Origin of the sequence: Streptomyces sp. E2N166 (genome assembly GCF_003671715.1) — a bacterium.
In the GTDB taxonomy this organism is placed as follows: Bacteria; Actinomycetota; Actinomycetes; order Streptomycetales; family Streptomycetaceae; genus Streptomyces; species Streptomyces thinghirensis.
Genome location: NZ_RAIF01000006.1, coordinates 1,294,734 through 1,300,669 on the forward strand (window position 1 = coordinate 1,294,734; position 5,936 = coordinate 1,300,669).

The 5,936-nt window shown below is 74.9% G+C and carries 4 protein-coding genes; 1 reads left to right on the top strand and 3 read right to left on the bottom strand.

The window, feature by feature from the left end:
• Positions 1-306 precede the first annotated feature (306 nt).
• Positions 307-1,788: a serine/threonine-protein kinase gene (locus tag EBH09_RS06285; RefSeq protein ID WP_238697195.1), complete on the top strand. Its 1,482-nt coding sequence runs from the start codon at positions 307-309 to the stop codon at positions 1,786-1,788.
• A 101-nt stretch (positions 1,789-1,889) separates the two neighbouring features.
• Here EBH09_RS06285 and EBH09_RS06290 read toward each other — a convergent pair whose 3' ends face one another.
• From EBH09_RS06290 to cobT, 3 genes are all read right to left on the bottom strand, one after another.
• Positions 1,890-2,708, bottom strand: coding sequence for an RNA methyltransferase (locus EBH09_RS06290; protein ID WP_121745954.1), 819 nt, complete (start codon positions 2,706-2,708; stop codon positions 1,890-1,892).
• Position 2,709: 1 nt separating this feature from the next.
• Positions 2,710-3,945, bottom strand: coding sequence for a uroporphyrinogen-III C-methyltransferase (gene cobA / locus EBH09_RS06295; protein ID WP_121745955.1), 1,236 nt, complete (start codon positions 3,943-3,945; stop codon positions 2,710-2,712).
• 192 nt (positions 3,946-4,137) lie between these two features.
• Positions 4,138-5,936 (bottom strand): nicotinate-nucleotide--dimethylbenzimidazole phosphoribosyltransferase (cobT, locus tag EBH09_RS06300; RefSeq protein ID WP_193776130.1); only part of this gene is annotated, 1,799 nt, incomplete at its 5' end.

A 5,936-nucleotide genomic window follows, 5' to 3' on the forward strand; every position in this document is an offset into this window, starting at 1 on the left:
GTCCGGGCGCACCCCGGTCTCCGCCCCGCGCACGGCCGCGTCCACCGCCACGCCGCGGGCGGGGGCGCCTCCCCGGTGTCCTCCGCCGCCTCCACCCGCTCCGCCTCCCTCGGCCCAATGACCGCCCCGTGGCGGGCGGTTGGGATCACCGGCGGATCGGTGCCGAGCCGCTCCCACGTTCCCTGACCGCTCCTCAACTCTCGCACCCGGCACTGACAATCCGTCGTTCCGAGAGGGCGCGGCCTCTGCGCGCGGGCGGCCGTGGAAACGTAAGCTGTGGCTCGTCACAGGGACCGGGCAGCGGGGATGAACATGGCGATGATGCGCCTGAGGCGCGAGGACCCGCGCGTCGTCGGCTCGTTCAGGCTTCACAGGCGGCTCGGCGCGGGTGGAATGGGCGTGGTCTACCTGGGCTCCGACAAGAAGGGGCAGCGGGTCGCGCTCAAGGTCATCCGGCCCGACCTGGCCGAGGACCAGGAGTTCCGCTCACGGTTCGCCCGCGAGGTCTCGGCGGCCCGGCGCATCCGCGGCGGCTGCACCGCCCGGCTGGTCGCCGCGGACCTGGAGGCGGACCGGCCGTGGTTCGCCACGCAGTACGTGCCCGGCCCCTCCCTGCACGACAAGGTCGCCGACGGGGGCCCGCTCGGCGCGGCGGACGTCGCCGCCGTGGGCGCGGCCCTGTCCGAGGGCCTGGTCGCCGTGCACGAGGCCGGGGTGGTGCACCGGGACCTGAAGCCGTCCAACATCCTGCTGTCCCCGAAGGGGCCGCGGATCATCGACTTCGGCATCGCGTGGGCGACGGGTGCCTCCACGCTCACGCACGTCGGCACCGCGGTCGGCTCCCCCGGGTTCCTCGCGCCGGAGCAGGTGCGCGGGGCGGCGGTCACACCGGCCACGGACGTGTTCTCGCTCGGTGCCACACTGGCGTACGCCTCGATGGGCGACTCGCCCTTCGGGCACGGCAGTTCCGAGGTGATGCTGTACCGCGTGGTGCATGAGGAGGCCCAGCTGCACGGCGTCCCCGACGCCGTCGCCCCACTGGTACGGGCGTGCCTGGCCAAGGATCCCGAGGAGCGCCCCAGCACGCTGCAACTGTCGCTGCGGCTCAAGGAGATCGCCGCCCGGGAGGCCCAGGGCCTGGCCGACGTACGGCCGCCCGCGCCGCGCAGCGGAGAGGCGGACCTGCCCACGGGACGGCTCGCCGACACCTACCCGGAGCGTGCTCAGCGGCGGCCGCAGGGCCGTCCGGGCGCACAGGGCACGCCCGCGCCGCGGAGCACTCCGGGAGCCCGGGGCCCGGCTGCGGCACGCGGCGGCGATCCGGCACGCGGCGGCTCACCCTCCCGCGGTGGCGCGCCGTCCCGCAACGGGTCCGCCGCCCGGGGCGGCAGCGCCTCGCGCGGCGGCGGAGCGGGGGCGCGGTCCGGGTCGCGGCCCACTCCCGCCTCCCGCGACACCACCGGCCGGAACTCCTCACGCAACGACAGCGGCGGACGGCCCGCGCCGCGCAGCGGAGCCGGCCGTACGGCACCGAGGACCACGGGAACCCGTTGGCGACGGCCCGCGAACCCGCGGCTGCTGCGGCAGCGGCTGTTCGTGTTCGTGGTCGTGACGCTGCTGGTCGCGCTGGGCATCGCCGCGGCGCAGGGCTGCCAGGGACCGGCGCGGGGTCTCGGCGACGAACGGGACGGCGTACGGGCGCGGCAGGAGCGGGTCGACGTGCCGACGCGGGAGGAGCGGGTGGACGTGCGGGGCCAGTCTTCCGGACATCGGGCGTCCGGGCTGTAGACGGGCGGGGCCGACCGTCGACGGACTGCGGACGGACAGGCCGGGACGGTCGACGACCGGTCCTCGGCCGGGTGGCCGGGTGGCCGGTCGGTCTGCCGGTTCTACGCCGAGGGCCGGCCCGTCGCCACCGCGTAGAAGGCGACCGCCGCCGCCGCGCCCACGTTGAGGGAGTCGACGCCGTGGGACATCGGGATGCGGACCCACTCGTCGGAGGCCGCCAGGGCACGACGGGAGAGGCCGTCGCCCTCGGCGCCCAGCATGAGGGCCACCCGGTCCATCCGGTGCGGGGCGACCTCGTCGAGGGCCTTGGCACGCTCGTCGGGGGTGAGGGCCAGGAGTGTGAAGCCCGCCTCGCGGACCGTCTCCAGGCCGGTCGGCCAGGTGTCGAGGCGCGCGTACGGGACGGAGAAGACCGCGCCCATCGAGACCTTCACGCTGCGCCGGTACAGGGGGTCCGCGCAGTCCGGGGAGAGCAGGACCGCGTCCATGCCGAGGGCGGCTGCGGAGCGGAAGATCGCGCCGATGTTGGTGTGGTCGTTGACCGACTCCATCACGACGACCCGGCGGGCAGTGGTCAGGAGGCCGGCCGCCGTGGGCAGCGGCTTGCGCCGCATCGAGGCGAGGGCGCCGCGGTGGACGTGGTAGCCGGTGACCTGTTCGGCGAGCGCCGGGTCGACGACGTACACCGGGGCGGGGGCCTCGTCGATGATGTCGCGCATGGTGTCGACCCACTTGGCCGAGAGCAGCATCGAGCGCATCGCGTAGCCCGCTTCGCCGGCCCGCCGGACGACCTTCTCGCCCTCGGCGATGAACAGGCCCTCGGCGGGTTCGCGCCTGCGGCGCAGTTCGACGTCGGTCAGGCCGGTGTAGTCGTGCAGGCGCGGGTCGTCGGGGTCGTGGATGGTGATGAGGTCGGCCATGTCAGGCACCGGTCCCGTGCGGGCCGACGCCGACGACCTCGCCGACGACGATGACGGCGGGCGGCCTGACCTCCTGCGCGACGACCGTCTCGGCGACCGTGGCGAGGGTGGCGTCCACGCGGCGCTGGGCCGCCGTCGTGCCCTCCTGGACGAGGGCGACCGGGGTCTGCGGGGACCTGCCGTGCGCGACGAGGGTTTCGGCGATCCGGCCGATCTTGTCGACGCCCATGAGGATCACGAGCGTGCCGGTGAGTCGGGCGAGGGACGGCCAGTCGACCAGGGAGCGCTCGTCGTCGGGGGCGACGTGCCCGCTGACCACGGTGAACTCGTGGGCGACGCCCCGGTGGGTGACCGGGATACCGGCCGCGCCGGGGACCGAGATGGAGCTGGAGATGCCGGGGACGACGGTGCACGGGATGCCCGCCTCGGCCAGCGCCTGCGCCTCCTCCATGCCCCGGCCGAAGACGAACGGGTCGCCGCCCTTGAGCCGTACGACCGCCTTGCCCTGCTTGGCGTGCTCGATCAGCGCGTTGTTGATGGCCTCCTGCGCCATGAAACGGCCGTACGGGATCTTCGCCGCGTCGATGACCTCGACGTGCGGCGGCAGCTCGGCGAGCAGGTCGCGCGGGCCGAGCCGGTCGGCGATGACGACGTCGGCCTCGGCGAGCAGGCGGCGGCCGCGGACGGTGATCAGGTCGGGGTCGCCGGGGCCGCCGCCGACCAGGGCGACGCCGGTGGTGCGGGTGCGCTGGTGGGGGGCGACGAGGGTGCCGTCGCGCAGGCCCTCCACGACCGCGTCGCGGATGGCGGCGGTGTGGCGGGGGTCGCGCTGGCGCGCGCTCGTGGTGAGTACGGCGACGGTGACGCCCTCGCTGTGGCCGGTCGCCGGGGTCCACGCCGTGGCCTGGTCGGCGTCGTCGGAGCGGACGCACCAGACGCGGTGGCGCTCGGCCTCGGCGGAGGCGGCGGCGTTGGCGTCGGTGTCGCTGGTGGCGATCAGGGCGTACCAGGCGTCCGCGAGGTCGCCGTCCGCGTACGGGCGCTGCTCCCAGGCGATTTCACCCGCGTCCGCCATGGCCTCGACAGAGGGGGTCGCCTCGGGAGAGACGAGGCGGATGTCCGCGCCCGCCGCGATGAGGGCGGGCAGGCGGCGCTGGGCGACCTGCCCGCCGCCGAGGACGACCACGCGACGGCCGGTGAGACGGAGGCCTACGGGGTAGGCGGGGTGTTCGGCCATGAGGGAGGGCTCCTCGTCCTGGCGGTGCGGTGGGCGCTGCGGCGATGGAGCGGCCCTGACGTGGGGATACGTGCGGATTCTAGGAGACGTGCGGAGGTGGCACGAGGTCGGTCCAGCCTACGGCGGGGGCAGGGGCGGGGCGGCGGTGACGGATCACCGGCCGCGCCGCCCCTCCCCCGCTCGGCCGTGGGACTACTTCTCGGTGACGCCCGCCGAGTCGAACGTCGCGACCTCGTGCATCGCCCGCGCGGTGCTCTGCACCATCGGCAGGGCGAGCAGCGCGCCCGTGCCCTCGCCGAGGCGGAGGTCGAGGTCGACCAGCGGGCGCAGGCCCAGCTTGTTGAGCGCGGCGACATGGCCGGGCTCGGCGCTGCGGTGACCCGCGATGCAGGCAGCGAGGACCTCGGGGGCGATCGCGCGGGCCACCAGGGCGGCGGCGCCGGCGCTGACGCCGTCCAGGATCACCGGCGTGCGCAGGGAGGCGCCGCCGAGCAGCAGGCCGACCATGGCCGCGTGCTCGAAGCCGCCGACCGACGCGAGGACGCCGATGGGGTCGGCCGGGTCGGGCTGGTGGATCTCCAGCGCGCGGCGGACGACCTCGGTCTTGCGGGCGAGCGTCTCGTCATTGATGCCGGTGCCCCGGCCCGTGACGTCGGCCGGGTCCGCGCCGGTGAAGACGGAGATGAGCGCGGCGGACGCGGTGGTGTTCGCGATGCCCATCTCGCCGGTGAGCAGCGCCTTGTTGCCGGCCGCCACCAGGTCGCGGGCGGTCTCGATGCCGACCTCGATGGCCTGCTTGGCCTCCTCGCGGCTCATCGCGGGGCCGGTGGTCATGTCGGACGTGCCCGCGCGGACCTTGCGGGGCAGCAGGCCGGGCGTGGCGGGCAGGTCGGTGGCGACACCGACGTCCACGACGCACACCTCGGCGCCGACCTGGGTGGCGAAGGCGTTGCAGACCGCTCCCCCGCCCAGGAAGTTGGCCACCATCTGGGCGGTGACCTCCTGCGGCCAGGGGGTGACGCCCTGGGCGTGCACCCCGTGGTCGCCGGCGAAGACCGCGACGGCCGCGGGCTCCGGGATGGGCGGCGGGCACTGGCGGGACAGGCCGGAGAGCTGGGCGGAGATGATCTCCAGCATGCCGAGCGCGCCGGCCGGCTTGGTCATGCGCTTCTGCCGCTCCCATGCCTCGCCGAGCGCCTTGGCGTCGAGCGGGCGGATCTGTGCGACGGTCTCGGCAAGCAGGTCGTGGGGGTCCTCTCCGGGCAGGGCGCGTCGGCCGTACGTCTCCTCGTGCACGACCCAGGACAGCGGGCGGCGCTTGGACCAGCCGGCCTGCATCAGCTCGGGCTCGTCCGGGAACTCGTCGACGTACCCGACACACAGGTAGGCGACGACGTCCAGGTGTTCGGGCAGGCCGAGGGCGCGGACCATCTCACGCTCGTCGAAGAAGCTGACCCAGCCGACGCCGAGGCCCTCGGCGCGGGCGGCGAGCCAGAGGTTCTCGACCGCGAGCGCGGAGGAGTACGGCGCCATCTGCGGCTGGGTGTGCCGGCCCAGGGTGTGCCGGCCGCCGCGCGTCCCGTCGGCGGTGACGACGATGTTGACCGGGGTGTCGAGGATGGCCTCGATCTTCAGTTCCTTGAACTGCTTGGCCCGGCCCTTGGGAAGGGACTTCGCGTACGCCTCGCGCTGACGCATCGCCAGTTCGTGCATGGCGCGGCGGGTGTCGGCGGAGCGGATGACGACGAAGTCCCAGGGCTGCGAGTGGCCGACGGAGGGCGCGGTGTGGGCGGCCTCCAGGACGCGGAGCAGCACCTCGTGCGGGATGGGGTCGCTGCGGAAGCCGTTGCGGATGTCACGGCGTTCGCGCATGACCTTCAGGACGGCCTCGCGTTCCACGTCGTCGTAGGCGGGTGCCGCCGGGCCGGCGGACTGCCGTACTTCCGCCACGGCGGCCGTCCGCGCGTCGTGCCGGTCTTCCTGGTCGGCGG